The sequence below is a fragment of the Sphingomonas sp. BK345 genome, assembly GCF_014193845.1.
Classification (GTDB): domain Bacteria; phylum Pseudomonadota; class Alphaproteobacteria; order Sphingomonadales; family Sphingomonadaceae; genus Sphingomonas.
Map to the genome: position 1 here is coordinate 85,483 of NZ_JACHZX010000004.1, position 24,684 is coordinate 110,166.

Below are 24,684 nucleotides of genomic sequence, written 5' to 3' on the forward strand. Positions count from 1 at the left end.
CGCGTGCCATAGCGTGCTCGCGCGCCGGCGCAACACAGGGTTGGACCCGTTATGATCCGCCGCGGGCCTCCTGCGCCACCAGCGCGTCGCGCGTCGCCTCGGCGAGCTGCTGGACCGAGAAGGGCTTCGGCAGGAAGGCGACATTGTCGAGGTCGATCGAGCGGCGCAGCTGCTCCTCGGCATATCCCGACATGAACAGGATCGGGATGTTCGGGTGCGCCTGGCGCAGCTGGCGCGCCAGCGTCGGCCCGTCCATCACCGGCATCATTACGTCCGAGATCACCAGCGTCGGCCGGTCGACTCCCTGCATCAGTTCCAGCGCCGCCTCGCCGTTCTCCGCGGCGAGCACGGTATAGCCCTGGCGCGCCAGCGCGCGCTCCGCCACCGCGCGGACCATATCCTCGTCCTCGACCAGCAGGATCGTGCCGCTGCCCCACAGGTCGCCGGTGCGCTGGCGCGGCGCCGGCCTGCTCGCGGCGGGTGCCGCCCCCGCTTCCGCCGCGGCGGCGGCATAGACCGGCAGATAGATGGTGAAGGTGGCGCCCTGCCCCGGCTTGGAATCGGCGAAGATGAACCCGCCCGACTGTTTGACGATGCCGTAGACGGTCGAGAGCCCGAGTCCGGTGCCCTTGCCGACGTCCTTGGTGGTGAAGAAGGGCTCGAAGATCTTGGGCAGCACCTCGGGCGGGATGCCCGTGCCGGTGTCGGACACGTCGAGCGCGGTATAGTCACCGAGCGGCACGATGTCGCTACCGCGGCGGCGGATCTCGGCGATCGGCACCGAGCGCGTCTGGATCGTCAGCTTGCCGCCGGTGCCCTTGCTCAGCATCGCGTCGCGCGCGTTGACCGCGAGGTTGACGACGACCTGCTCGAGCTGCCCGGGGTCGGCGCGGACCGGCCCGAGGTCGCGGCCATGCTTGACCTCCAGCGTCACCGTCTCGCCCATCAGCCGGCGCAGCAGGTTCGACACCTCTGACACGACGTCGGGCAGCTGGAGCACCTGCGGGCGCAGAGTCTGCTGGCGCGAGAAAGCGAGCAGCTGGCGCGTCAGGCTGGCCGCGCGGTTCGAGTTGGCGCGGATCTGCTGGATATCGTCATAGTCGCTGTCACCGGGCGAGTGGCGCATCAGCATCAGGTCGCAATGGCCGATGATCGCGGTGAGGATGTTGTTGAAGTCGTGCGCGACGCCGCCGGCGAGCTGACCGACTGCCTGCATCTTGGTGGCCTGCGCCACCTCGCGCTTCAGCCGGTTCTCCTCGCCATTGTCCTTGAGGCTGAGCAGCACCGCGGCGTCGCCCAGCCCGCGCGCCGCGGCGATCGAGAGCGCCACCGGCTCGTCGGGATGGTCCTTGAGCCGCACCGCCAGGTCCATCGGCCGCCCGCCCCCGCTGGCGCGGCGGATCGCGTCCGCCACGGCGGCCTTGTCCTCACGGACGACCAGATCGCCCGGGTAGGTCGGGGTCGCGCCGGGCTCGACGCTGGCGGCGCGCGCGAAGGCGCGGTTCATCTGGGTGAAGCGACCCTCGCGATCGACGAGCGCGACGCCGAACGGCATCAGCATCAGCAGCCCCTCGAGGTCCTCCGCCGCGCCGCCGGCGGCGATGCCACCGTCGACGTCGACCATCGCCACCAGGATCGGCGCGTCCGGATCGTCACCGAGCGGGATCTGGAGCAGCCGCAGCGGCGTCGCGCTCGCCCCCTCGGCGAGGAAGCGGACGGTGCCGCCGGGATCCTCGCTGAGAAAGCGCGCGAGGTCCTCGTCGACGATCGTGCCCTCGGGCGTGCCCGTGGCGCGCGTGCGCAGCACCGCGTTGGCGGACAGGACATGGCCGTTGGCGGTGATCAGTGCGGCCATCACCCCCGCGGCGCCGAGCTGCTGGCCCAGTCCGCCGTCGATCGACTCGAGCAGCCGCGCCACCTGCCCGGTCGGCGCCGCCGCGCCGAGGAAGCGCCAGATCAGGAAGTCCTGCTGCTGCCCCGTGCGCGCGATCACCGCGTCGATCGCACCCGCCGCGCCGCGCAGCGAGGCGCGCGCGGTGCCGTCGCGCCACGCCGCCCGCCCGGCGACCGCCAGCTGCCCGGCGCCGTCGCCCACCAACGGTAGCGCGGGCGGGGTCGGGAAGCCGCCGAAGAGCTGCTCGTAGCGGTCGTTGGCGCACACCAGTTTCCCGCCACGATCGGTGATCGCAACCGCGTCGTCGCTCGACTCGGCGAGCGAGCGGACGAGTTCCCAGTCATGCTCGACCGCCGGCCCGGTCGCCTCGGGTGCGCGTAGCCGCATGGCCACCACCGCGACGCCGGCGAGGACCAGCGCGGCGGCGACGAAGCCGCATGCCACCGCCATGTCGCCGATCAGCCACAGCACCAGCGCCGCCGCGAGCGCGCCGGCGAGCAGCGCGATGCCCAGCGCGCCGCGCTGGCCGCGCCACCAGCCGCGTGAGTCGAGCGAGGCGAGCGGGATCATCGTGCCGCGCTCACCCGATCGTCACGCGCTGGTCTACGGCAAGCCCCAGCGTCTCGCCCGGTTCCGTGCCGACCGCGTGACGCCAAGGCGCCGTGTCACGCGCGAAAAAGGGCTTCGCTCGAAGGGCCCCCGCGCACGGCCATGCCGCCGCTGCACCCCATCGATCTCGCGGGCGGAGCGCCGCGGCGGGGCGGAGAGCGAGGGGCGACGTCGCGGCCGCGGCGGTCAAACGCATGTACGTGGCACCCTCTCGTCTGTCACAGCTGGGCTGCGCGCTCTCTTAACCACGCGCGCCACGCCGCGCCAGCGCCGCGGCACCTTCAGTGGCAGCCGCCATGGCGGCGATGCTCGTGGCGATGCCGCCACTTGCGCGCGATCCACAGCCGCCAGCCGAGCGCCGCCAGCGCGTAGCCGAGCACCGCGGCGACCGCCGTCAGCACCAGCAGCCCCAGCACCAGCGGCGGCCCCGCGTCCCACAGCCACTGCAGCCAGCCGGTCGCCGCCTCCGCCACGGGCTGGGCCACCGCGGGCGCGTTGGAGCGCAGCAGCCAGGCGCCGATCTGATAGGCGGCGAACAGGATGAAGGGCGTGGTGAAGGGATTGGTGATGAAGGTCACCAGCGCCGCCACCGGCACGTTGGCGCGGAACGGCAAGGCGATCAGCGCGGCGATCGCGATCTGCGCCACCGGGAAGAGGATCCCCGCGACCATGCCCAGCGCCACCCCGCGCGGCACCGAGCGGCGCGTGAAGCGCCACAGCTCGGGCGCGAGCACGCGATGCGCCACCGGGCGGAGCAGCCGGCTGCGCTCCATCGACTCGCGCGTCGGCAGGTTGCGGCGGCTCCATGCCGCGATCCGGTCCCATAAGGTGAGCGGTCGCGCCGGCACTCAGCTATGCTCACGCAGCACGCGCCCGGCCTCGCGCTTCCACTCGCGCTCCTTGATATGCTCGCGCTTGTCGTGCGCCTTACGCCCCTTGGCGAGCGCGAGCTCGACCTTGGCGCGGCCCTTGCCGTTGAAATAGACGGTCAGCGGCACGAGCGTCATGCCGTCGCGTGCCACCGCGCCGTGCAGCTTGTTGATCTCGCGCTCGTGCAGCAGCAGCTTGCGCGGGCGCTTGGGCTCGTGGTTGAAGCGGTTGCCGTGGCTGAACTCGGGAATGTTCGAGTTGACCAGCCAGACCTCGTCGCCCTTCACCTCGGCATAGCTCTCCGCGATCGATCCCTCGCCGAAGCGCAGGCTCTTCACCTCGGTGCCGCTGAGCACGATCCCCGCCTCATAGGTGGTGTCGATCGCATAGTCGAAGCGCGCGCGGCGGTTCTCGGCGACGATCTTCTTCTTGTCGAAGGTGGCGGGCTTGGGACGCGACATGCGCGCGATGTAGGCGCAGCCGCGCGCCAGGGCAAAGGGGGACGTGCGGGCCAATCGGAAGGGGTGAGACGATCGCCTTCTGCCGGCAGATCGTGGTGGCGCTTCCGGTCATGGTTCTCGCTGGCCGGCGGCGTCCCGACGAGACGTCGTCATCCCTGCCTCCGCCATCTTCCCTAACCCCTCGGTCATTTAATATTCTTGTCGTCATCCCCGCGCAGGCGGGGATCCATAAACGCTAACGTGGCGGCCCGATCGAGGACCTGCGTGTCTGGATCCCCGCCTCGCGGGGATGACGAAAGAAGGGCGTGGGAATGACGGACCGGGAAAGGCCGTCGCGCGCTTCGTGCTCGAGCAGGCCGGCACGAGTGAGTGACCGATACAATTAGACCAATGTGAGAGGACGCACTTCCTCGTGCGTCGAACCCACTGGCACATCACAATCCCGCGTGCGCCATCGCCGCGTCGACCGCCTGCCGGCTCGCCTCGCCCGGCCACGTCATCGGCAGCCGCAGCCCGGCGGGGAAGTCTGGCCGTACCCGAGTCATCGCGTACTTCACCGGTCCCGGCGACGCGTCGCTGAACAGAGCGACGTGGAGCGGGAACAGCCGGTCGTGCAGCACCAGCGCCTCCGCCGCGTCACCGGCCGCGCAGGCGCGCTGGAAGTCGGCGCTGAGCCGCGGCGCGACATTGGCGGTGACCGAGATGCACCCCACCCCCCCCACAGCGTTATAGGCGAGCGCGAGGTCGTCGTTGCCCGAGAGCTGGCAGAAGTCCGCTCCCAGCGCCGCACGGTGCTGCGACACGCGCTGGAGCACGCCTGACGCGTCCTTCACCGCGACGAAGACCTGCGGGAAGGCGGTGACGATCCGCACCAGCGTGTCGGGCAGGATGTCGGTGACGGTGCGCGCGGGCACGTTGTACAGCACGATCGGCAGCGGCCCCTCCTGCGCCAGTGCCTCGAAATGGCGGAAGATCCCCTCCTGCGACGGCCGGTTGTAGTAAGGCGGGACCATCAGCGCCGCGTCGGCGCCGGCCTCCTTGGCGGCGCGCAGGTTGGTGGCGGCGACGCGGGTGTCGTTCGAGCCGGCGCCCGCGATCACCGGGACGCGCCCGCGCGCCTGGTCGACGCAGACGCGCACGATCGCGAACTGCTCCTGCTGAGTCAGCGTCGCCGCCTCGCCGGTGGTGCCGCAGGGGACGAGCGCGGACGAGCCCTCGGCGACCTGCCACTCGATCAGCTCGCGATAGGCGCGCTCGTCGAAGCCACCGGCCGGGTCGAACGGGGTCACCAGGGCGGGAATGGAACCGGAGAACATGAGGTGAATTTGCTCCTGCGACCGATTGGGGGGCGCCGTTCAGCGCAGATACGGCTAGGGTCGCTAGTCTGTCCACCGGTCGCGTCGTACAGAGAGTGAAGGCAGGTTCGTTGATCTTCGTCGTAGCAGCAGCAGGCGTCGCGGTTCTCGCGGCAAGTCAATATGGTAGCGTGTCGGTGCCGCAAGGTGCCCCGGCCCCCGCCGCGATCCCCAGCCCGGCCGCGCCGCTGCCCGGCATGGCGCAGCCGCTGGCGCAGTGGAAGGTGCTCCAGCAGACCGACGCGCTGCCGTTCGACAGCTATGTCAGCTTCCTCACCGCGCACCCCGGCTGGCCCGGCGAGGCGGCGATGCGCCGCACGGTGGAGCGCAAGGCGTCCGACCCGAACGTCGCGCCCGCCAGCGTCGCGGCCTATTGCCGTCGGTGGGCGCCGCTGACCGCCGCGGGATGGGTCGCGTGCGCGCGCGCGTACATGGCGACGGGCGCCAGCGCGCAGGCGCAGGAGGCGGCGCGCACCGCCTGGCGGCTCGGCTCGCTCTCGGCGCAGGACGAGGCGGCGGTGCTGGGCCAGTTCGGCTCGGCGCTCACCCCGGCCGACCACGATCGCCGCTTCGACGCGCTGCTATGGCAGGGCAACACTTCGGCGGCGGCGCGCGTGCTGCCCTACACCAGCGCGTCGGCGCGGCCGCTGTTCACGGCGCGGCTCGCCTTCCGCAGCGACTCGCCCGAGGCCTCGTCGTTGGCGGCGAGCGGCGACTCGATCGGAGCGCGCGACCCGGGCTATATCGCCGACAAGGCGACGTGGCTGCGCAACGCGGGCGCCTCGCCCAGCGCGCGTTCCTGGCTGGCACGAAGCCGCAGCGGCATGGCGCTGCCGGGCAATGTCGAGAAATTCTACGAGGTGCTGCTGGTCAACGCGCGCGCGGCGGCGGCGGATGGCCAGTGGCAGACCGCCTATGACATTGCGCGCCAGGTCGACGACGCCTATCCGCCCGGCACCGACGTCTCGACCAAGGGCTATGGCGAGCGCGACGATTACACATCGCTGGCGTGGCTCGCCGGCCAGGCCGCGACCAGGCTCAACCGCCCGGCCGACGCGCGCGCCATGTTCGAGCGCTACGGTCGCGCCAGCCAGGCGCCGCAGACGCGGGCGAAAGGCTTCTACTGGGCGGCGCGTGCCGCCGAGAAGGCGCAGCAGCCCGACACCGCGGCGCTGTTCGAGCGCGCCGCCGGCTACCGCGACCAATATTACGGCCAGCTCGCGATCGAGCATCTCGGGCGCCGCCTCACCGCCCCGCCCGCGCCGCCGACGCCCGCGATCGACCCCGCCGCGCGCCAGGCCTTCTACGCGCGCGAGATCGTCCGCGCCGCGCAGTTCCTCGGGCAGACCGGCCAGTATCAGGACCAGACCGCGTTCGTGAAGCAGATCGCGGTCGTGGCGAAGGGCGACACCGACCATTATCTCGCCGACGAGCTGTCGCGCCAGCTGCGCCGCCCCGACCTGGGCGTGCTGGTCGGGCGGAGCGCGATGCAGAACGGGCTGACCGAATATAGCGCCAACGGCTTCCCCACCGTCGCCGTACCAAGCGGCTACGAGGACCAGTGGACGATGATCCACGCGGTGGCGCGGCAGGAGAGCCAGTTCGACCGCACCGCGCGCAGCCCCGTGGGCGCCTCCGGGCTGATGCAGCTGATGCCTGCCACGGCGCGCGAGCAGGCGGGCAAGCTGGGCCTGTCCTACGACGCCGGGCGGCTGGTCGACGACACGGGCTACAACATCCAGCTCGGATCGAGCTACTTCCAGCGCATCTTCGGGCTGTACGGCAGCTATCCGCTGGCGATCGCGGCCTATAACGCCGGGCCGGGCAACGTGAATAAATGGCTCCGCGCCAACGGCGACCCGCGCACCGGGGCGGTCGACATGGTCGACTGGGTCGAGGCCATCCCTTACTCCGAGACGCGCAACTACGTGCAGCGCGTGCTCGAGAACGCCGTGGTGTACGACCTGATGAACCCGCCGCGGGCGCGCAGCCGCGGGCCGAACAACCTGAGCTGGTACCTCGGGCGCAGCCGCGGCGGCTGATCTCGCGGCCGGACCCGCGGACGGCGGGGCCGATCGCGCGAGACGATCACTTCCGCTCGGCGGCGCTCCGATCGCGCGTGGCGGCGAACTCGCTGCCCGCGCTCCAGCTCGGCCAGACGCCGGGGCGTGCCAGCCGGGTGCCGACGTCGCGGAACAGGTCGACGTCCATCGCCGCGCCGCGCAGGTCCCAGCCCGCGTCCCAGCTGTCGCAGGTCTTGTGGTAGCAGGCCATGTACGCGTCGAGCCACATCTGCCCGGCGGTGCGGCCGCCCTGCGCCAAGTCCGACGCGCCGCCGAGCGCCATCAGCAGCAGCGCGGGCACGCCGCGCCGCACCGTCGAGAAATGGTCGGCGCGGTAGAACAGGCCGCGCTCGCTGAACGTCTCCGGCGTGATCGTGCGTCCCTGCGCGCGCGCCGCCGCGGCGAGCAGCGGGTCCAACGTCGACTGGCCGGGGCCGACCAACACCACGTCCTTGGCCGGACCCGCGGTCTGGAGGATGTCGAGCGTCAGGTTCGCCGCGGTGGTGGCGAGCGGCATCGTCGGGTGGGTCGCGTAATATTCGGACCCGAGCAGCCCGCGCTCCTCGCCGGTCCACAAGGCGAAGACGAGCGAGCGCTCGGGCGCCGGCCCCGCCTTGAACAGCCGCGCCAGCTCGACCACGCCCGCGGTGCCGAGCGCGTCGTCATTGGCGCCCGGGCGGAGCGTGCACCCGCTCGAGTCGGGCGGCCCCTCGCCATAGGCATCCCAGTGCGCCGCGAACATCACCGACTCGTTCGGGCGGGTGCGACCCGGGATCTTGGCGAGCACGTTGGCGCTGGTGATCCGCTCCACCTTCACCGCCGCGGCGGCGGAGAAGCTCTTGCCCATCGCCACCGGGCGGAACGACGCCGAGCGCGCCTTCACCCGCAGCGCCGCGAGGTCGAGCCCGGCGGCGGCGAAGAGGCGCTCGGCGGCGTCGTGCTCGATCCAGCCCTGGAGCGGCACGCGCGGGTCGTCCGCGCCGCGGACGATGTCGTAATTCTCGCCGTTAGAGGCGTTGACGGTCGACCAGGGATAGCCCGCGCCCGCGGTGTCATGGATGATCAGCGCGGCGGCAGCGCCCTGCCGCGCTGCCTCCTCGAACTTGTAGGTCCAGCGGCCGTAATAGGTCATCCGGCGGTCGCCGAAGCGGCCCTTGGCGTCGTCGCCCGGCTGCGCCTCGAAGTCGGGATCGTTGACGAGGAAGACCAAGGTCTTGCCTCGCAGGTCCATGCCCTTGAAGTCGTCCCACTGCGCCTCGGGCGCGCGCACGCCGTAGCCGACGAAGACCAACGGCGAGTCGGTGATCGCGATCGTCCCCGCGGGCCGCACGCTGGTCACCGCGATCTCCTTGCCCTGTGCCAGCGCCGCGTCGCCGACGCGCATCACGGCGTCGGGCGCGACGCGCGTATGGATCAGCGGCACCTGCTGGAGGTACTGGCCGTCCGGCCCCGCGGGCGCGAGCCCCAGCGCCTTGAACCGCGCCACCAGCCAGTCGAGCGTCCTCTTCTCCCCCGGCGTTCCCGGCGCGCGACCGCCGAAGTCGGGCGCGGCGAGCGTGCGGACGTCGTCCGAGAGCCGCTTCGGCTCGGCGTGCGACGCGCCCTGCGCGAGAGCGGGCGCCGCGATCAGCGCGAGCGCGGCGAGAGGCATGAGGCGTCGGGTCAAAAAGTCAGTCCTTCCAGCGTACGTAGACGTGGTTCTCGCGCCGATCGACGTCGATCGAGGGGATCGCATCGACCAGGTCGGAGAGCCGCTTGTAACCGTAGTTGCGCACGTCGAAGCTCGAGCGGTTGGCGGCCCGCTGGCCAAGGGCGGACAGGCCGACGAACCCGTCCCTGTCGGGCTTGAGCGAGTCGTACGCGTCGTGAAGCAGGTGGAGCAGCTCGGGATCGTCGACCGTTCCCGTGGCGCGCGCGGGCGCGGCGCTGGCAGTGCCGATCGCGGGCGGCACCGACTGGTCGAACGGCACCTCGACGCGACGCGCGCGCTTGGGCTTGGTCGTCTCGAGCAGCGCGTTGACGTCGATGAAGCGCGTGCAGGCGTTGCGAAAGCCCTCCGGCGTATTGCTGTTGCCGAAGCCGTAGACGTCGAGCCCGTCCTGCCGGATCCGCGTCGCGAGCGGCATGAAGTCGCTGTCGGACGACATGATCCCGAAGGCGTCGACGCGACCGCGGTGGAGCAGGTCCATCGCGTCGATCGTCATCTTCATGTCGGTCGCGTTCTTGCCGCGGGTGAGGTCGAACTGCTGCTGCGGCTCGATGCCGTGCTTGACGGTCATGTCGCGCCAGCCCTTGAGCGCCTCCTTCACCCAATTGCCGTAAACGCGGCGGACGTTCACGCTGCCGAATTCGGCCAGCGCGGTCAGCACTGGGTCGAGCGCGTGCCAGGAGGCATTGTCGGCGTCGATCAGCAACGCGATGTTGCGGGTGGGAAGGTCGTCGGCGGGCATGCCGCTGCATCGGCGGTGGAACGACGCAGGTCAATGTTTATGAGGACATCCCGATTGGTCGGCTAGAATCGCGCATCGACTGTGCCCAGCCACGTCGTTCGCGACGCCTATTCGGGAGCGGGAACGGTCGGGGCCGTCGTCGACGCCGTCCGCCCCCTCATTCCCCTACCCCCTGTCGCTGCGATAGGCCACGCCCGCGTCGATATCGTCCTGCTTGGTCGGTCGCACGCTGCCGTCGGGATCGTCGACCTGGCCGAGATCGGCCGCGCTGCCGACCTCGCGTGCCAGCGCACCACCGCCGCTGCTCGGCACCGCCTCACCGCCGGGGATCATGCCCTCGATCACATCCTTGTCGTCATGGTCGCGCGCGCTCTCGGTGCGCGGGTTCTCGTTCGCCATCGTCTCTCTCCTAATTGAAAGATCAACGGCTTAGCCGGCCTCACCGTTCCTCAAGCGAGCGGATAGGAAACTGCCGCGACCTCATAGTCGCGCTCGCCGGCGGGCAGGTGGACGCGGCGCAGGTCGCCTACCGCGGCGCCGCGCAGCGCGCGGGCCAGCGGCGCGTTCCAGCCGACCCGTCCCGCCCCGGCGTCGGCCTCGTCATCGCCGACGAGCGTGAGCACACGCTCTCTGTCGTCCTCGTCGACGAGGGTGACGGTGGCACCGAACCACACGCGCGTGCGGTCGGGCTGCTGGGCCGGATCGACCACCTTGGCGGCCTTCATCCGCTTCGACAGCCAGCCGAGCCGCCGGTCGATCTCGCGCAGCCGCTTGCGGCCGTAGATGTAATCGCCGTTCTCGGAGCGGTCGCCGTTGCCCGCGGCCCAGGCGATCGTCTCGACCAGCGCGGGACGCTCGTCGGCGAAGAGCTGGTCGTACTCGGCGCGCAGCGCGGCATAGCCCGCGGGGGTGATGTAATTGGGTCGGTCCATTCGCGCAGCTACGCCAGCCGGGGCCGCGAGGGGAAGCGGTTAGCGTGGCGAAGGCGTACCGGCGCCGGGATGGGCACGATGACTCGTACCCGCCCCGACGCTCCCGTCAGCGCGTCAGCTTCTTGTACGCAAGCCGCGTCGGGCGGTCGGCGGCGTCGCCCATACGGCGGCGCTTGTCCTCCTCGTAGCTCTCGTAATTGCCCTCGAACCACTCGACGTGGCTGTCGCCCTCGAACGCGAGGATGTGCGTGCAGAGACGATCGAGGAAGAAGCGATCGTGGCTGATCACCACCGCGCAGCCAGCGAAGGTCTCCAGCGCCTCTTCCAGCGCGCGCAGCGTCTCGACGTCGAGGTCGTTGGTCGGCTCGTCGAGCAGCAGGACGTTGCCGCCCTCCTTGAGCATCTTGGCCATGTGGACTCGGTTGCGCTCACCGCCCGAGAGCTGGCCGACCTTCTTCTGCTGGTCGGGACCGCGGAAGTTGAACGCGCCGACATAGGCGCGCGTGCCCAGCTCCTGCTTGCCGAAGCGGAACACCTCGAGCTCGTCCGAGATCTCCTGCCACACGTTCTTGTTGGGATCGAGGTCGTCGCGGCTCTGGTCGACATAGCCGAGCTTGACGGTCGAGCCGACCTCGATCGTGCCCGCGTCGGGCTGCTCCTGGCCGGTGATCAGCTTGAACAGCGTCGACTTGCCGGCGCCGTTCGGCCCGATCACGCCGACGATCCCGCCCGGCGGGAGCATGAAGTCGAGGTTCTCGAACAGCAATTTGTCGCCGTACGACTTGGTCAGCCCCTTGGCCTCGATCACCTTGCCGCCGAGCCGCTCGGGCAGCTGGATCAGGATCTGCGCCTTGCCGGCGACACGATTCTCCTGCTTCGCCATCAGCTCGTCGAAGGCGCGGATACGTGCCTTGCTCTTGGTCTGGCGCGCCTTGGGGGTCTGGCGCATCCACGCCAGCTCGTCGGCGATCGCCTTCTGCTTGCCCGCCTCCTCGCGCTCCTCCTGCTCGAGACGCTTGGCCTTCTTCTCGAGATAGCCCGAGTAGTTGCTCTCATAGGTGTAGTAGCGCCCGCGATCGAGCTCGAGCACCCAGTTGACGACATTGTCGAGGAAGTAGCGGTCGTGGGTGACGAGGATGACGTTGCCGGCATATTCCTTGAGGAAGTTCTCGAGCCACGACACGCTCTCCGCGTCGAGGTGGTTGGTCGGCTCGTCGAGCAGCAGGATGTCGGGCTTCTCCAGCAGCAGCCGGCAGAGCGCGACGCGACGGCGCTCGCCGCCCGACAGCTTGGTGACGTCGGCGTCGCCCGGCGGGCAGCGCAGCGCCTCCATCGCGACCTCGAGCTGGTTGTCGAGCGTCCAGCCGTCGACCGCGTCGATCTTGCCCTGGAGCTCGCCCATTTCTTCCATCAGCGCGTCGAAGTCGGTGTCGTCCTTGGGATCGCCCATCTCGGCGGAGATCGCGTTGAAGCGATCGACCAGGTCCGCGATCGGGCGCACGCCGTCCTTGACGTTGCCGATCACGTCCTTGGTGGGATCGAGCTGCGGCTCCTGCGCGAGATAGCCCACGCGCACGCCCTCGGCGGCCCATGCCTCGCCGGTGAAGTCCGGGTCCATTCCCGCCATGATCTTCATCAGCGTCGACTTGCCGGCGCCGTTGGGGCCGATGATCGCGATCTTCGCCGAGGGGATGAACTGCAGGTGGATGTTGTTGAGCACGGGCTTGTTCGCGCCCGGGAAGGTCTTGGTCAGACCCTTCATGACATAGGTGTACTGGACGGCCATCTGGCGCGCTGCTCCATGGGCTGGGTACGACGGAAATGCGGTGGCGCGCATGTAAGCGCGCCGGCGTGCGTTGGCAAATTGGCAACGCTTGATTACGCCGCTGCGGATGAACCGCTCCCCGCTCCGGATCGCCGCGCTCGCCACCAGCGCCCTCGCCACCCTGGTCGCGCTCGCCGCGCCCGCCGCCGCGCAGCACGCGGTACCGCGCGCGCCCGCCGCGGTGGCGCCCGAGGTGGCAGCGCTGCGCGACGCCGCGCTGAAGGACGAGCTCGCCTATGAGCTGGTCGAGGGGCTGACGACCGAGATCGGCCAGCGCCTCGCCGCCACCGACGCCGAGGCGCGCGCGCGCGACTGGGCGGTGAAGAAGCTGACCGCGCTGGGTTTCAGCAACGTCCGCGCCGAGCCCTTCACCATGCCGCTGTGGCTGCGCGGCGAGGAAGAGGCCGAGATCGTCACGCCGTTCCCGCAGAAGCTGAAGCTGGTCGCGCTCGGCCACTCCGCCGCGACCCCGCCCAAGGGGATCACCGCCGAGCTGGTCGTGTTCTCGACCTATGGTGACCTTGTGGCCGCGCCGGCGGGCTTGCTCACGGGTAAGATCGCCTATGTCGGCAACAGCATGCAGCCGACGCAGGACGGCTCGGGCTACGGCGCCAACGGCGTCGCGCGCTTCAACGGCCCCGGCGTCGCGGCGAGCAAGGGCGCGGCGGCGATCGTGATCCGCTCGATCGGCACCGACACCCACCGCTTGCCGCATACCGGCACGACCGACTTTCCCGACGGCGTGAAGCCGATCCCCGCCGCCGCGCTGTCGGTGCCCGACGCCACGCTGATCGAGCGCATGGCCAAGCGCGGCCAGCCGATCCGGATGCACCTGCTGCTCACCCCGCGCTCGCCCGGCCCGAGCCAGTCGGGCAACGTCATCGCCGAGGTGCCCGGCACCGACCCCAATGCGGGCGTGGTGCTGGTCGGCGGCCATCTCGACAGCTGGGACCTCGCCACCGGCGCGATCGACGACGCCAGTGGCGTGGCGATCACCGCCGCCGCGGCCAAGCGGATCCTCGACAGCGGCCATCGCCCGCGGCGCACGATCCGAGTCGTCTGGTTCGGCGCGGAGGAAGTCGGCGGCCTCGGCGGCGCGGCCTATGCCGAGCGCCATGGCAAGGAGCGCCACGCGATCGCGGCGGAGAGCGACTTCGGCGCCGACCGCGTGTGGCGCTTCGAGACCTCGTTGCCGGAGAGCGCCGCGGCGGTCGGCGACCGGCTCGCCAGCGCGCTCTCGCCGCTCGGCATCGTGCGTGGCGCGGGCAAGGCGGGCGACGGCACCGACATCGCCGCGACGATCGCCACGGGCGTCGCCGGAGTCGACCTCAACCAATCGGGCCTGCGCTACTTCGACACGCACCACACGCCCGACGACACGCTCGAGCGGGTCGATCCCGAGCAGCTGCGGCAGAATGTCGCGGCCTGGACGACGATGCTCGCCGTCGTCGCCGACGCGCCGGAGGAGATCGGGCCGGTGCCGCGGCCGTGAGCGCGAGGAGCTGCGGCAGGCGTCACCGTTCGTCGCAACCTTTCGGAGAGATGAATTTTGCTTATTGACCCCCCGCAGCGGTAGGGTATGGCGAGCGTTCGCGACGGCGTTGGGGTCGGCCGCGAATGGTTTATGATGCTTGGGAGCATTCAGATGAAGAAGATCCTGCTCGTCGCCGCCGCCGCGTCGCTGATGTCGGTCGCCGCCTGCTCGAAGTCGCCGGAGGCCGCCGCGGTCGAGAACAACGCCGACATGATGGCGGACAACATGGACGCGCTCGCGAGCAACGTCGCCGACATGTCGAACACCACCGCGAACCCGTTCGCCGAGGACAATGCCGAGGCGGTTGCCGAGAACATCCACTCGGCCGCTGACAATGTCCGCGACTCAGGCGAGGACGCCGCGCACAACATGTGATCGACCGGGTCGGGTTCGGGAGGATGAGGCGCTCGCTGCTTCCGCTGCTCGCCGCCGTCGCGCCGCTCGGCGTCACCGCGTGCGACCGCAACCCCGAACCCGCCTCGATCGGGAACAACACCGAGACGATGGCCGACGCGCTCGAGCGTCGCGCCGACAATCTCGAGGCGATGGCCGAGGCCGCCGCCAACGACAGTGCCGCGGCGATGCTCGCCGGTGCTGAGACGAACTTCGGCGACGATGCGGGTAACACCGGCAACGTCGCGGCCGAACCGGCGACGCGCTGAGCGCTGGAGCCGGTGAAGCGTCGGGATCGGCTAGGGGCACCCGCGGGTGCCCCTTCGCTTGTCCGCCCGAGCTTGCGTCGCCGCGCCGCGGCGACTAGGCCGGCAACCGCGTCGGGGAGTGGCGCAGTCTGGTAGCGCGCCTGCTTTGGGAGCAGGATGTCGCAGGTTCGAATCCTGTCTCCCCGACCACAGCCTTATCTCACCGCATTCCTCCCAGCGCCATTCGGCCGATCCGGGAGCCTACCCCCGTCAGCCTTGCTGGCACAGCTATGGTGTGAGGACGAGAACCGCGCACGCCGAGCGACGACGACGACCTGTGCCACCCCGTGTGACGTCGTGCCGCGCCGCGCCAGAGGGAGAGTCCGCCGCGCGCAGAATCACGCCAATACACTCTCGTACCAGCTCGCATAGGGCGTGTTTCGCGCCATGCGTCTGGTGTAATCGGGGGCACCATCGTCCCACCAGAGCGGTCCGCGCTCGCCCAGCGCCACCTTCGCTGCCTGGACGCCTGCGCGTGCCGATCGCAGCGCCTCGCCGTGGCCGGCGCGCAGCGCGACGGCGACCGCGCGGCGTGCCGTCATCAACTCACCCACCAGGCGCTCCCGCTCCTGCTCGGAGAGGCGCGGATCGGAGCGCCGCCACAGCCGCCCTCGCACCACGAGGTAACGATTGTCCGGCGTGACCAGCGTCGAAGTGGGCACGCCGGGACCGCTGGATGTAGGCCCGCGCGTCAGCCGTTACCGACCGTCCACGACGCGCGGCTATCGTCGCACTTGCCGCTCAGCCCGGGAACCTCGTCGAGCTGGCGAAGGTCAGTGAAGCGGCCTCGTTCCTCGCGATAGCGGACGATCTCGAAGCCGTGCCCCCGCAGACCTGGGACCGCGTCCAACTGGTCTGCCGTCGCGGTGTTCACGTCGAGCGTATCTTGCCTGGTCATCAGCCTTCAACGCGGCAGCGCGTTCTTCGATGCGCGCTGCCGCTCGGCCGCAGCGGCTACGCGCGCCGGCGCAGGTGAAGGTAGGTCGGATCATAGCCGCACATCGCGCGCAGCCGCTCGATGTCGTGCACGCGGATCATCTTCCTGGTCACGGAGATGAGGCCCTCGGTACGCATCCGCTGGATGACCCGGTTGGTGTGCACCGTGGTGAGCGCCATGGTGTCGCCGAGCTGCTCCTGCGTGAGCGGGACCTCGAGCGCGTCGCCCGCGTCGAGGCACACTTGCCGCATCCGGTCCCACAACTCGCAGAACAGATGGGCCACGCGGTCGAAGGCGTCGCGTTGGCCGAGGTTGACCAGCCAATGTCGCAGTACCGCCTCGTCCACCAGGGTCGACCACCACAGAGCGCGCGCGATCTTGGGGCAGCAGTCGGTCAGGTGGATGATCGCCTCGCGCGAGATGAAGGCGAGGGTCGCGTCGGTCAACAGCCCGATGCTGTGGTCCATCACGTCTAGGATAAAAACGTGCGGGTCGCACAGATCACCGGGAACGAGGTAGGCGACGATCTGTCGTGACCCGTTCTCGAGCACCTTGTAGCGACACGCCCAGCCGCGCAGCAGCAGGATCACCTGCTCGGGACGATCGCCCTCGCGGATCACGTCGCTGTGGGCGTGGCCGGTCACCGGGGCGCCGAGCAGCGCGCGAGCGCCGCCACGTCGCCGTCGGCCAGATCGGTGAAGCTGCTCAGCTTCGCCGCGAGCGGATTGAACATGGCGTCTCCCGTCACCTGACGGGATACACCTGGATCAAGGTCGCGCCACAACATGCATCACGGTGTGGGGACGTGACGCGCGCGCTGCGCCACTCATCGCTTAATCTCGTGCGCCGGCGATGGTGTCCGAAGGCGGCTCAGAGGCGCGAACGTCGAGCTGCCGGGTGGCGAGCGCCCGCGATATGTTGCTGAGATCGTTGCGATCGGGCAGCCTGCCGGCGATGTGCAACCGCTACCGTATGACCGAGGCGCAGATCGCACTGGCAACGCGCTACGGCGTCGCGGTGCCCTTCCCGCCCGACCTCGAAGTGCCGCCGCCCGAGCTCTTCCCCGACCGCCCCGCCTATGTCGTGCGCGAAACCGACGCCGGCCGCGCGCTCGACGCGATGGCCTGGGGCTTCCCGCACCAGGTGCCGGGCAAGCGCATCGACAAGGCCACCGGCAGGCCGGTGCTGCTCACCAAGAACATCACCAACGTCCGCAACTACACCTCGCCCTTCTGGCGCTCGGCGCTGGCCAACCCGCGGCGGCGCTGCCTGGTGCCGTTCACCGCCTTCAGCGAGTATGGCCAGCACCGCGCGGCGGACGGCAAGCTCCCGCTCCACTGGTTCGACGTGCCGAGCCGCGCGATCGTCAGCTTCGCCGGCGTGTGGCGCCCGACGGAGCAGGGCGCGGTGTTCGCCTTCCTGACGTGCGCACCCAACCCGCTGGTCGCACCGATCCATCCCAAGGCGATGCCGGTGCTGCTCCACGAGGAGGACGAGGAACGCTGGCTCAGCTGTCCGTTCGAGGACGCGGTCGCGCTGGCGCAGCCGTACCCGTCGCAGCTGATGGCGGTGAACTGATCGCGGAGGTCAGCGCGGACCCCGCCCCTTGTCAGCACTCGACCACATTCACGGCCAGACCGCCGAGGCTGGTCTCCTTATACTGGCTGCGCATGTCCTCGCCGGTCTGTCGCATCGTTTCGATCACCGCGTCGAGGCTGACGACGTGACTGCCGTCGCCGCGCAGGGCGAGATAGGCGGCGTTGATCGCCTTGACCGCACCCATCGTGTTGCGCTCGATGCACGGGATCTGGACCAGCCCGGCGATCGGGTCGCAGGTGAGCCCGAGATTGTGCTCCATGCCGATCTCGGCGGCATTCTCCACCTGCCGGTCGGTGCCGCCCAGCACCGCGGCGAGCGCGCCTGCCGCCATCGAGCAGGCGACGCCGACCTCGCCCTGGCACCCCATCTCGGCGGCCGAGATCGAGGCGCGCTTCTTATACAGCATGCCGATCGCCGCGGCGGTGTAGAGGAAGTGACGCGCGCCGGCCCGCGTCGCGCCCGGCACGAGTTCTTCGTAGTAGCGCAGCACCGCGGGCAGCACGCCCGCCGCGCCGTTGGTCGGCGCGGTGACGACACGGCCGCCCGCGGCATTCTCCTCGTTCACCGCGATCGCCCACAGGCTGACCCACTCGAACACCGCGGCGGGGCGATGCTCCGGGCCGCACCGCGACAGGGACTCGTGCAGCGCCCGCGCGCGGCGGCGCACCCGCAGCCCGCCCGGCAGCGTGCCTTCCTGCGCGATGCCGCGGTCGATACAGGCGCTCATCGCGTCGCGCACTGAGTCGAGGAAGGCGTCGCTCTCCGCGGGCGAGCGCCATGCCTCCTCGTTGGCGCGGACGAGCGCGCCGATGCTGAGCCGGGTCTCCTCGCAGCGCACCAGCAGCTCGGCGCTCGACGAGAAAGGATGCGCCACCGCGACATTGTGCGCGAGCGGCGGCGCGCCGAGCCGCAGGATCGCGCCCCCGCCGATCGAGAAATAGGTCTCCTTCATCGTCGCGCCATCGTCATAGGTCGCGGTGAAGCACATGCCGTTGGGGTGCTGCGGCAGGAACGTGCGCGGGTGGAAGACGAGGTCGTCCTCCGCGTCGAACGCGATCGTCCGCGCACCACCGAGCGAGAGCCGCTTGGTCTCCCGGACCGCGGCGACGATCGCGGGCGCGGTGTCGGGGTCGAGCCGCTCGGGCAACCAGCCCGCCAGCCCGAGCAGCGTCGCCGTGTCGGTGGCGTGGCCGCGCCCGGTCAGCGCGAGCGAGCCGTACAGCGCGCAGCTGACATGACGCGGCGCGCGCTCGCCCGCGATGGCGCGCTCGGCGAAGTCGTGCGCGGCGCGCATCGGCCCGACCGTGTGCGAGCTCGATGGGCCAACGCCGATCGTGAACAGCTCGGCCACGCTGATCGGGCGTGTCGCGCCGCGATCGAGCGGCAGCATCTGGGACTCGGTCGGCACGCGCTCTCCCCGACCGCTCGCCGCGGCCCATGCCCCTCTGTCCCTTGTGCCTGAGATCGCTATCCCGTCGGCGGACGCGTCGCCGCGCCTCTCTCCAGATGTTGGCGCCGGCGGGTCCTTTTACCTGAGAGTTTCCGGGGCGGTTGCTCCTTCGGTGCCGGATCTGCCCGGTCTCTCCCACGTCGACGCGCACGCTATCCCGCGACCTGCCGTAACGGTCAAGCCGCCGCGGCACGCGCGTCTCGTCGGAGTGGGTCAGCGCCAGCCGAGCGCCGGCGCGACATGAGTCATGATCGCCTCGAGCACGTGCGCGTTATAGTCCACGCCGAGCTGGTTGGGCACGGTGAGCAGCAGCGTGTCCGCCTCGGCGATCGCCTCGTCGGCGCGCAGCTGCTCGACGAGGCGGTCCGGCTCGGCGGCGTAGGAGCGGCCGAACACCGCGCGCATGGCGTCGATCACGCCGACCTGATCGTCGCCGCCGGCCTGGCCGAAATAGGCGCGGTCCCGATCGTCGACGAGCGCGAAGATCGAGCGCGACACCGAGACGCGCGGCGCCCAGTCGTGTCCCGCCTCGGCCCAGGCCGCGCGATAGGCGCGAATCTGGCGCGCCTGCTGGACATGGAACGGCTCGCCGCTCTCGTCCTTCTTCAGCGTCGAACTCTGCAGGTTCATCCCCTGCCGCGCCGCCCAGACCGCGGTCGAGTCCGACGCCGAGCCCCACCAGATGCGTCGCCGCAGCCCCGCCGCGTGCGGCTCGAGCCGCAGCAGCCCCGGCGGGTTGGGGAACATCGGCCGCGGGTTGGGCTGGGCGAAGCCCTCGCCCTTCAGGAGCTCGAGATAGACCTCGGCGTGACGGCGCCCCATGTCGGCGTCACTCTCGCCCTCGCCCGGCGCATAGCCGAAGTAGCGCCACCCCTCGATCACCTGCTCGGGCGAGCCGCGGCTGATGCCGAGCTGGAGCCGCCCGCCCGCAATCAGATCGGCCGCACCCGAATCCTCCGCCATGTAGAATGGGTTCTCGTAGCGCATGTCGATCACGCCGGTGCCGATCTCGATCCGCTTGGTGCGCGCGCCCACCGCGGCGAGCAGCGGGAACGGCGAGGCGAGCTGCCGTGCGAAATGGTGGACGCGATAGTAAGCGCCGTCGACGCCGAGCTGCTCGGCCGCCTCAGCCAGTTCGATCGACTGCAACAGCACGTCGCTGGCCGAGCGCGTCGCCGACTGCGCCGTCGGCGACCAATGGCCGAACGACAGGAAACCGATCTTCTTCATGTGCTACTCCCGCGCCGTCGGCGCCTCGCTACCGGGAGGAGGTGGCGGCGCGGGCGGACGCTGGCAAGCGCGGCGAAACGAAACGGTGCGTTACGGCGCGGCGCGTCGCACCAGCGCGGCGACCGCGTCGAACGCCTCGCGCGCGCCCTCTTCCGCGCGCTCCTCCTCCCCGGCCGACAGGGCGACCGCGTCCACCGCCGCGGTGAAGCTGCGCCAGTGGCGCGCGCGGCCGTCGGCATGGCCGGCGAGGTGGCGCGCGCCGAAGGTTGGCCCGAGGCCCAGCGTCATCGCCGCCTTGAGCAGGATCGCCGCGCCCAGGCTCGACCCCTCGGCGACATAGAGCCAGCCGATCGCGGTGCCGCGGTCCGGCGCGACTTCGGCGGCAAAGCGCGGCGGCGGCGGCGGCGCGAGCGGGACGTGGAGGTCGGCGGCATCCTGCTCCACCGCCGAGAGGCGCGCGCGGGCGGCCAGGTCGGGGATTAGCGCGGCGAGGCTCGGTGCGGCGTAGAGCGGCGCGATCAGCGCGTGGAAGTCGCGGTGGATCGCGAGCAGGCGCGCGTACCGCGAGCGATCGCCGAAAGGGTCGAGCGCCATGATCGAATCATCGAGTCGACGGTGCGCCACGTCGGTGGCGGAGCGGAGGCGCTGCGTGCGCGTCGGGAACGGCTCAGGCGATGCGGGCGATGTCGTCACCCACCGCGGCTAGCACCCGCGTGGTGACGAACGCAACGCGCGCTTGCCACCCGCGCGCTGCATCCCGCATGCGGGACGCCGGCCATGGACGAGGAGGCAGGCGTGGGCGACGGCGAGCGGAACGACAGGCAGCGCTATGACGTGGTGATCGTCGGCGCCGGCCACGGCGGCGCGGCGGCCGCCGCGGCGCTGCGCCAGCGCGGCTTCGATGGCAGCATCGCGCTGATCGGCGCCGAGCCCGAGCTCCCTTACGAGCGCCCGCCGCTCTCGAAAGAGTATCTGGCCGGTGAGCGCGCGTTCGAACGCATGCTCATCCGTCCTGCCACCTTCTGGCACGAGCGCGACATCACGCTGCTGCTGGGACGGGCGGTGGTCGCGGTCGACGCCTTGGCGCGGCATGTGACCCTCGGGGACGGTCGTGTGATCGACTACCATCGATTGATCTGGGCGGCGGGGGGCAGCGCGCGACGGCTCGCCTGCGAGGGCCACGACCTGGCGGGTGTCCACACCGTCCGCTGCCGCGCCGACGTCGATCGCATGATCGCCGAACTGTCGCGCGTGGAACGAGTCGCGGTGGTCGGCGGCGGCTATGTCGGGCTGGAAGCGGCGGCAGTACTGACCGCGCTGGGCCGCCAGGTCACCGTGATCGAGGCGCGCGAGCGCCTGCTCGCCCGCGTCGCCGGCGCCGCGCTCGCTGACGTCTACGCGGCCGAGCATCGCGCGCACGGAGTCGACGTGCGACTCGGCGCGGAGGTGGAGTCGGTCGTCGCGAGCGACGGTGCGGCAGCGGGCGTGCGCCTCGGCGACGGCGAACGGATCCCGGCGGAGATGGTGATCGTCGGCATCGGCCTGATCCCCGCCGTGGCACCGCTGCTCGCCGCCGGCGCCGAGGGCGGTGACGGCGTGATCGTCGACCCGCTCTGCCGTACCAGCCTCCCCGACGTCTACGCGATCGGCGATGCCGCCGCGCACCGCAACGCCTACGCTGGCGGTGCCCTGGTGCGGCTCGAGTCGGTCCAGAACGCGACCGACCAGGCCGGCACCGTGGCCAAACACCTGACCGGAACCGACGAGCCGTACGCGTCGGTGCCGTGGTTCTGGTCGAACCAATATGACCTGCGGCTTCAGACGGTCGGACTCTCCGCCGGGCACGACGAGGCGATCGTTCGTGGCGCACCGGCGAACCGCCGCTTCAGCGTGATCTATCGCCGCGCCGGCCGGGTGATCGCGCTGGATTGCGTCAATGCGGTGCGCGATTTCGCTCGCGGGAAAGCCCTGGTCAGCGCGGGCGCCCGCATCGATCCAGCGGTATTGGCAGATACCGCGATCCCACTGTGACCGCCTTCGGTACGATCAACCGACCACGATAGGCGAGCGCGCGCTTGCGCCCCTGCTCCGCTGATAGATGCCGTTGTCGTCGCAGAACGCTCGACACACCCGCCGTGACTGTTGCGCACCGGTAACTACTGTAATTTTGCCGCCACGGGCACAGGTGAGCAGCGGGTCAGCGCGAGGCGATCGTCGACCCCAGACGTGACAAGCCGCGCTGTGCGAGCGCGTGCGAGGATTGCACGCTGCCATCCGCCAGGTCCATCGCGACAGGCTCCTGATCCAGCACCTGGCCATAGAGCGAGCGCGCCTGCGTGACCCGTCCGGTCCGCGCGTACACGGCGGCGAGATTGAGCATCAGCTCGGGGCGGGTCGGGAAGATCGCGCGCTCCGCGTCGATCGTCTGCTCCGCCTGAGCGAGGCTGCCGGCCGAGATCGCTTGGTAGCCGACCCGGTCCTTGGCGGCCGCGGGTCCGGCCACGAGCGCGACGAGCGTGGCGACGGCAACCCATCCCGAGGTGCGCATGATCCTGTCTCCTATGTCCCCGGACAGCCGTCCCGGTTACGTTTTTGTGACAGCATCATGTCACTTTTCTGACAGCCATGCAACGGGATCTGCGCGGGGCGCCCGCTTCTTGTAATCACTGAAATGGGTAAGTGAGCGCGGTGCAAGCTGATCGACCTTCCGTGTCGCGAGTCCAGCTTAACCAAGTAACTAGAGAATGCCCGCCCTTCTTAATAATGTCACAGCCCGGACGCGATATTGAAAGGCAGGTCGCATTTTTATAGGAAATTAAAGTCATCGTTCCATAACGTCATTAGCGACATGAGCTTCACAGTCATTTGCCCCAGATCGACCGGAAAGCTAGCGCGCGGAGAAAGATACCAACCGAACGGACCCGCTCGCGACATTCTCATCCTCATCCACCGGCATGTCCCTCCCCGCAACATCATTGCAAGACCGGCATCGAGACAATCTGCTGAAACGCAGCGTCACCGCCCGCCTGCTCACGCCACTCCTCGGCGCGTTGGCGCTGCTGTGGCTCTTGGCCGGCTTCACCTGGTGCGCCGCGCGACAGGTACACGACGTCAACGCTGTCGCCGCGACGACTCAGGACCGTGTGGTCCTTCTCGGTGAGATCCGGTCGCTCAGCCGCTCGCTCCAGCGCGACGCGCTCAACCTCGTCACCAAGGACGAACCGGCCGAGCTGCCGATCATCCTGCGAAAGTTCGCCTCACGATCGCGCACGATGCGGGCCGACCTCCGGACTCTCCGACACGGCGCTGGCAACACGCTGCCGCCAGGCTATTTCGCCCTCTCCGACCGCGTGCTCGACGCACTTCAGGCGGTGGCGCGGCAGGCGCAGCGCGGCGATCGCGACGGCGCCCTTCGGCGCTTCCATCGCGAGGTTCGGCCCGCCAAGCGCGCTGCGTCCAGGGTCGCCGACGCCGAGATCGAGTCGCTCACCGCCCGCGCCGGCACGCTGCGCACCGACGCGAAGGCGGTCGAGCTACGGGCGGGTCGCAAACTGATCGCGGCAGTCTTGCTGCTCACCGGCTGTGGTTTGGTCGCCGGCCTGATCATCACGCGGCGCAGTGTTATCCTGCCGCTCCAGCAGTTGCGCTCGAGCATGTATGAGCTCGCTGCGGGGCACGCGCCGGTAACCGTGACAATGCTAGGCCGCTCCGACGAGATCGGCCAGATGGCGCAGTCGTTGGCCGACCTGCAGCGTCAGCTCGCGCTGGCGGAAGCGGCGAAGCGCGAACAGGCGCGCCAGATCGTCGAGCAGATCGGTCGTACACTCGCGTCACTCGCGCACGGCGATCTCAGCGCACGGGTGGATCAGGCCATGGCTGGCGAATTCGCCACGCTTGGCGGCGACCTCAACGTGGCGATGGGGGCGATTGGGGCCGCGCTGGCGACGGTACGCAGCAGCACCGCCGAGCTCGCCACCAGCGCGGACACGCTCCGCGCGGCGTCGGACGATCTGTCGCGACGCACGGAGGGACAGGCCGCCTCGCTCGCCACCACCGCCGCAGCCATGCACGAGATCACCCAGACGGTGCAGGAGACCGCCGACATCGCGGGTGTGGCTAATACCATGGTCGCCGATGCACGCGTCGACGCCGAGCAGATGGGCGACACGGTGCGGCGCGCGACCGAAGCGATGATCGCGCTGGAGCAATCATCCGCCGAGATCGGCGAGATCATCAGCGTGATCGACGGCTTCGCGTTTCAGACCAGCCTGCTCGCGCTCAACGCCGGGATCGAGGCCGCACGCGCCGGCGACGCCGGGCTCGGCTTCGCAGTGGTGGCGAGCGAAGTGCGCGCCTTGGCGCAGCGATCCGCCGACGCGGCACATGACGTCAAGGCGCGGATCACCGCGTCGGTCCGCCAGGTCGATACCGGGGTCGGACTCGTCACCCAAGCCGGCGACGCGCTAGCGCGGATCAAAGAGCGCGTGATCGAGGCCGCCGAGCTCGTCGCCGCTATCTCGCACGCCGCGCGCGAGCAGTCGATCGGTCTCCAGCAGGTCAATGATGCGGTCGCGCAGATGGATGGCACGACGCAGGACAATGTCGCGGTGGTTGAGGAGGCGACCGCGGCGGTGCGCCGGCTCGACGCGCTGGTACGGACGATGACCGAACAGATCGACCGCTTCTGCCTCGACGAGCCGACGCCGGCGCCGTCGCACGCGCTCACCGCGATACGCCGCTCGGCGTGACCGTTGGTCCACTCCGCCCGCAGCGC

23 protein-coding genes, 1 tRNA gene and 1 riboswitch are annotated in these 24,684 nt (G+C 70.3%); of the genes, 8 read left to right on the forward strand and 16 right to left on the reverse strand.

Annotated features, from left to right (window positions below; genetic code table 11):
• Window positions 1–49: 49 nt before the first annotated feature.
• The 4 genes from FHY03_RS13785 to dapA all read right to left on the reverse strand — a co-directional run bounded on the left by FHY03_RS13785 (window position 50) and on the right by dapA (window position 5,150).
• Entirely contained in the window at window positions 50–2,464 is a 2,415-nt protein-coding gene (locus FHY03_RS13785) for a response regulator (protein ID WP_183931424.1), read from the reverse strand.
• Window positions 2,465–2,784: 320 nt separating this feature from the next.
• Window positions 2,785–3,351, reverse strand: a complete 567-nt coding sequence (locus FHY03_RS13790; RefSeq protein ID WP_311721699.1) for a DUF2062 domain-containing protein — start codon at window positions 3,349–3,351, stop codon at window positions 2,785–2,787.
• Window positions 3,352–3,834: an SsrA-binding protein SmpB gene (gene smpB / locus FHY03_RS13795; protein ID WP_183919879.1), complete on the reverse strand. Its 483-nt coding sequence runs from the start codon at window positions 3,832–3,834 to the stop codon at window positions 3,352–3,354. It abuts the gene before it with no gap.
• A gap of 434 nt (window positions 3,835–4,268) precedes the next feature.
• The gene (dapA, locus tag FHY03_RS13800) at window positions 4,269–5,150 is read right to left on the reverse strand and encodes a 4-hydroxy-tetrahydrodipicolinate synthase (RefSeq protein WP_183931425.1); all 882 of its coding nucleotides are present in this window, start codon (window positions 5,148–5,150) and stop codon (window positions 4,269–4,271) included.
• 236 nt (window positions 5,151–5,386) lie between these two features.
• Between dapA and FHY03_RS13805 the strand changes: the two genes are divergently transcribed.
• Complete coding sequence (locus FHY03_RS13805) at window positions 5,387–7,231, forward strand: lytic transglycosylase domain-containing protein (protein ID WP_183921375.1); 1,845 nt, start codon at window positions 5,387–5,389, stop codon at window positions 7,229–7,231.
• A gap of 46 nt (window positions 7,232–7,277) precedes the next feature.
• Here the strand turns inward: FHY03_RS13805 and FHY03_RS13810 are convergent, their stop codons facing one another.
• From FHY03_RS13810 to ettA, 5 genes are all read right to left on the reverse strand, one after another.
• Entirely contained in the window at window positions 7,278–8,903 is a 1,626-nt protein-coding gene (locus FHY03_RS13810; protein ID WP_183931583.1) for a M28 family peptidase, read from the reverse strand.
• A gap of 19 nt (window positions 8,904–8,922) precedes the next feature.
• Window positions 8,923–9,702 (reverse strand): NYN domain-containing protein, encoded by a 780-nt coding sequence (locus FHY03_RS13815; RefSeq protein ID WP_183931426.1) that lies wholly within the window; start codon window positions 9,700–9,702, stop codon window positions 8,923–8,925.
• A gap of 165 nt (window positions 9,703–9,867) precedes the next feature.
• Window positions 9,868–10,101, reverse strand: coding sequence for a hypothetical protein (locus tag FHY03_RS13820; RefSeq protein WP_183931427.1), 234 nt, complete (start codon window positions 10,099–10,101; stop codon window positions 9,868–9,870).
• Between the two features lie 50 nt (window positions 10,102–10,151).
• Window positions 10,152–10,634: a transcription elongation factor GreB gene (gene greB, locus FHY03_RS13825; protein ID WP_183919871.1), complete on the reverse strand. Its 483-nt coding sequence runs from the start codon at window positions 10,632–10,634 to the stop codon at window positions 10,152–10,154.
• 106 nt (window positions 10,635–10,740) lie between these two features.
• The gene (gene ettA, locus FHY03_RS13830; RefSeq protein ID WP_183919869.1) at window positions 10,741–12,420 is read right to left on the reverse strand and encodes an energy-dependent translational throttle protein EttA; all 1,680 of its coding nucleotides are present in this window, start codon (window positions 12,418–12,420) and stop codon (window positions 10,741–10,743) included.
• A 106-nt stretch (window positions 12,421–12,526) separates the two neighbouring features.
• Here ettA and FHY03_RS13835 point away from each other — a divergent pair, with 106 nt between their 5' ends.
• From FHY03_RS13835 to FHY03_RS13850, 4 genes are all read left to right on the forward strand, one after another.
• Window positions 12,527–13,951: a M20/M25/M40 family metallo-hydrolase gene (locus tag FHY03_RS13835; RefSeq protein ID WP_183931428.1), complete on the forward strand. Its 1,425-nt coding sequence runs from the start codon at window positions 12,527–12,529 to the stop codon at window positions 13,949–13,951.
• A gap of 153 nt (window positions 13,952–14,104) precedes the next feature.
• Window positions 14,105–14,368: a hypothetical protein gene (locus tag FHY03_RS13840; protein WP_183919865.1), complete on the forward strand. Its 264-nt coding sequence runs from the start codon at window positions 14,105–14,107 to the stop codon at window positions 14,366–14,368.
• Between the two features lie 23 nt (window positions 14,369–14,391).
• Window positions 14,392–14,655 carry a hypothetical protein gene (locus FHY03_RS13845; RefSeq protein ID WP_183931429.1) on the forward strand — a complete coding sequence of 88 codons (264 nt, stop codon included), beginning with the start codon at window positions 14,392–14,394 and terminating at the stop codon, window positions 14,653–14,655.
• Between the two features lie 112 nt (window positions 14,656–14,767).
• Window positions 14,768–14,844, forward strand: a tRNA-Pro gene (locus tag FHY03_RS13850).
• A 188-nt stretch (window positions 14,845–15,032) separates the two neighbouring features.
• Here the strand turns inward: FHY03_RS13850 and FHY03_RS13855 are convergent.
• The 3 genes from FHY03_RS13855 to FHY03_RS13865 are packed head-to-tail and all read right to left on the reverse strand — an operon-like array spanning window position 15,033 to window position 16,275.
• A complete protein-coding gene (locus FHY03_RS13855; RefSeq protein ID WP_311721704.1) occupies window positions 15,033–15,356 on the reverse strand; it encodes a hypothetical protein in 324 nt (107 codons plus the stop codon).
• 29 nt (window positions 15,357–15,385) lie between these two features.
• Entirely contained in the window at window positions 15,386–15,592 is a 207-nt protein-coding gene (locus FHY03_RS13860; protein WP_183931430.1) for a helix-hairpin-helix domain-containing protein, read from the reverse strand.
• 56 nt (window positions 15,593–15,648) lie between these two features.
• Window positions 15,649–16,275 (reverse strand): Crp/Fnr family transcriptional regulator, encoded by a 627-nt coding sequence (locus tag FHY03_RS13865; RefSeq protein WP_221190211.1) that lies wholly within the window; start codon window positions 16,273–16,275, stop codon window positions 15,649–15,651.
• Between the two features lie 271 nt (window positions 16,276–16,546).
• Here FHY03_RS13865 and FHY03_RS13870 point away from each other — a divergent pair, with 271 nt between their 5' ends.
• Complete coding sequence (locus FHY03_RS13870) at window positions 16,547–17,209, forward strand: SOS response-associated peptidase (RefSeq protein WP_260159005.1); 663 nt, start codon at window positions 16,547–16,549, stop codon at window positions 17,207–17,209.
• A gap of 31 nt (window positions 17,210–17,240) precedes the next feature.
• Here FHY03_RS13870 and FHY03_RS13875 read toward each other — a convergent pair whose 3' ends face one another.
• The 3 genes from FHY03_RS13875 to FHY03_RS13885 all read right to left on the reverse strand — a co-directional run bounded on the left by FHY03_RS13875 (window position 17,241) and on the right by FHY03_RS13885 (window position 20,603).
• Complete coding sequence (locus FHY03_RS13875) at window positions 17,241–18,620, reverse strand: L-serine ammonia-lyase (protein ID WP_183931587.1); 1,380 nt, start codon at window positions 18,618–18,620, stop codon at window positions 17,241–17,243.
• Window positions 18,621–18,741: 121 nt separating this feature from the next.
• A riboswitch (glycine riboswitch) is annotated at window positions 18,742–18,828 on the reverse strand.
• A 65-nt stretch (window positions 18,829–18,893) separates the two neighbouring features.
• Complete coding sequence (locus FHY03_RS13880) at window positions 18,894–19,910, reverse strand: LLM class flavin-dependent oxidoreductase (RefSeq protein WP_183931431.1); 1,017 nt, start codon at window positions 19,908–19,910, stop codon at window positions 18,894–18,896.
• Between the two features lie 90 nt (window positions 19,911–20,000).
• Window positions 20,001–20,603: a biliverdin-producing heme oxygenase gene (locus FHY03_RS13885; protein ID WP_183931432.1), complete on the reverse strand. Its 603-nt coding sequence runs from the start codon at window positions 20,601–20,603 to the stop codon at window positions 20,001–20,003.
• Between the two features lie 84 nt (window positions 20,604–20,687).
• On the opposite strand from FHY03_RS13885, the gene FHY03_RS13890 reads away from it, so the two are divergent.
• Window positions 20,688–21,941, forward strand: coding sequence for an NAD(P)/FAD-dependent oxidoreductase (locus tag FHY03_RS13890; RefSeq protein ID WP_183931433.1), 1,254 nt, complete (start codon window positions 20,688–20,690; stop codon window positions 21,939–21,941).
• A 166-nt stretch (window positions 21,942–22,107) separates the two neighbouring features.
• Here FHY03_RS13890 and FHY03_RS13895 read toward each other — a convergent pair whose 3' ends face one another.
• Window positions 22,108–22,458, reverse strand: a complete 351-nt coding sequence (locus FHY03_RS13895) for a M48 family metallopeptidase (protein WP_183931434.1) — start codon at window positions 22,456–22,458, stop codon at window positions 22,108–22,110.
• Window positions 22,459–22,864: 406 nt separating this feature from the next.
• On the opposite strand from FHY03_RS13895, the gene FHY03_RS13900 reads away from it, so the two are divergent.
• Window positions 22,865–24,658 carry a methyl-accepting chemotaxis protein gene (locus FHY03_RS13900; RefSeq protein WP_183931435.1) on the forward strand — a complete coding sequence of 598 codons (1,794 nt, stop codon included), beginning with the start codon at window positions 22,865–22,867 and terminating at the stop codon, window positions 24,656–24,658.
• Window positions 24,659–24,684 lie beyond the last annotated feature (26 nt).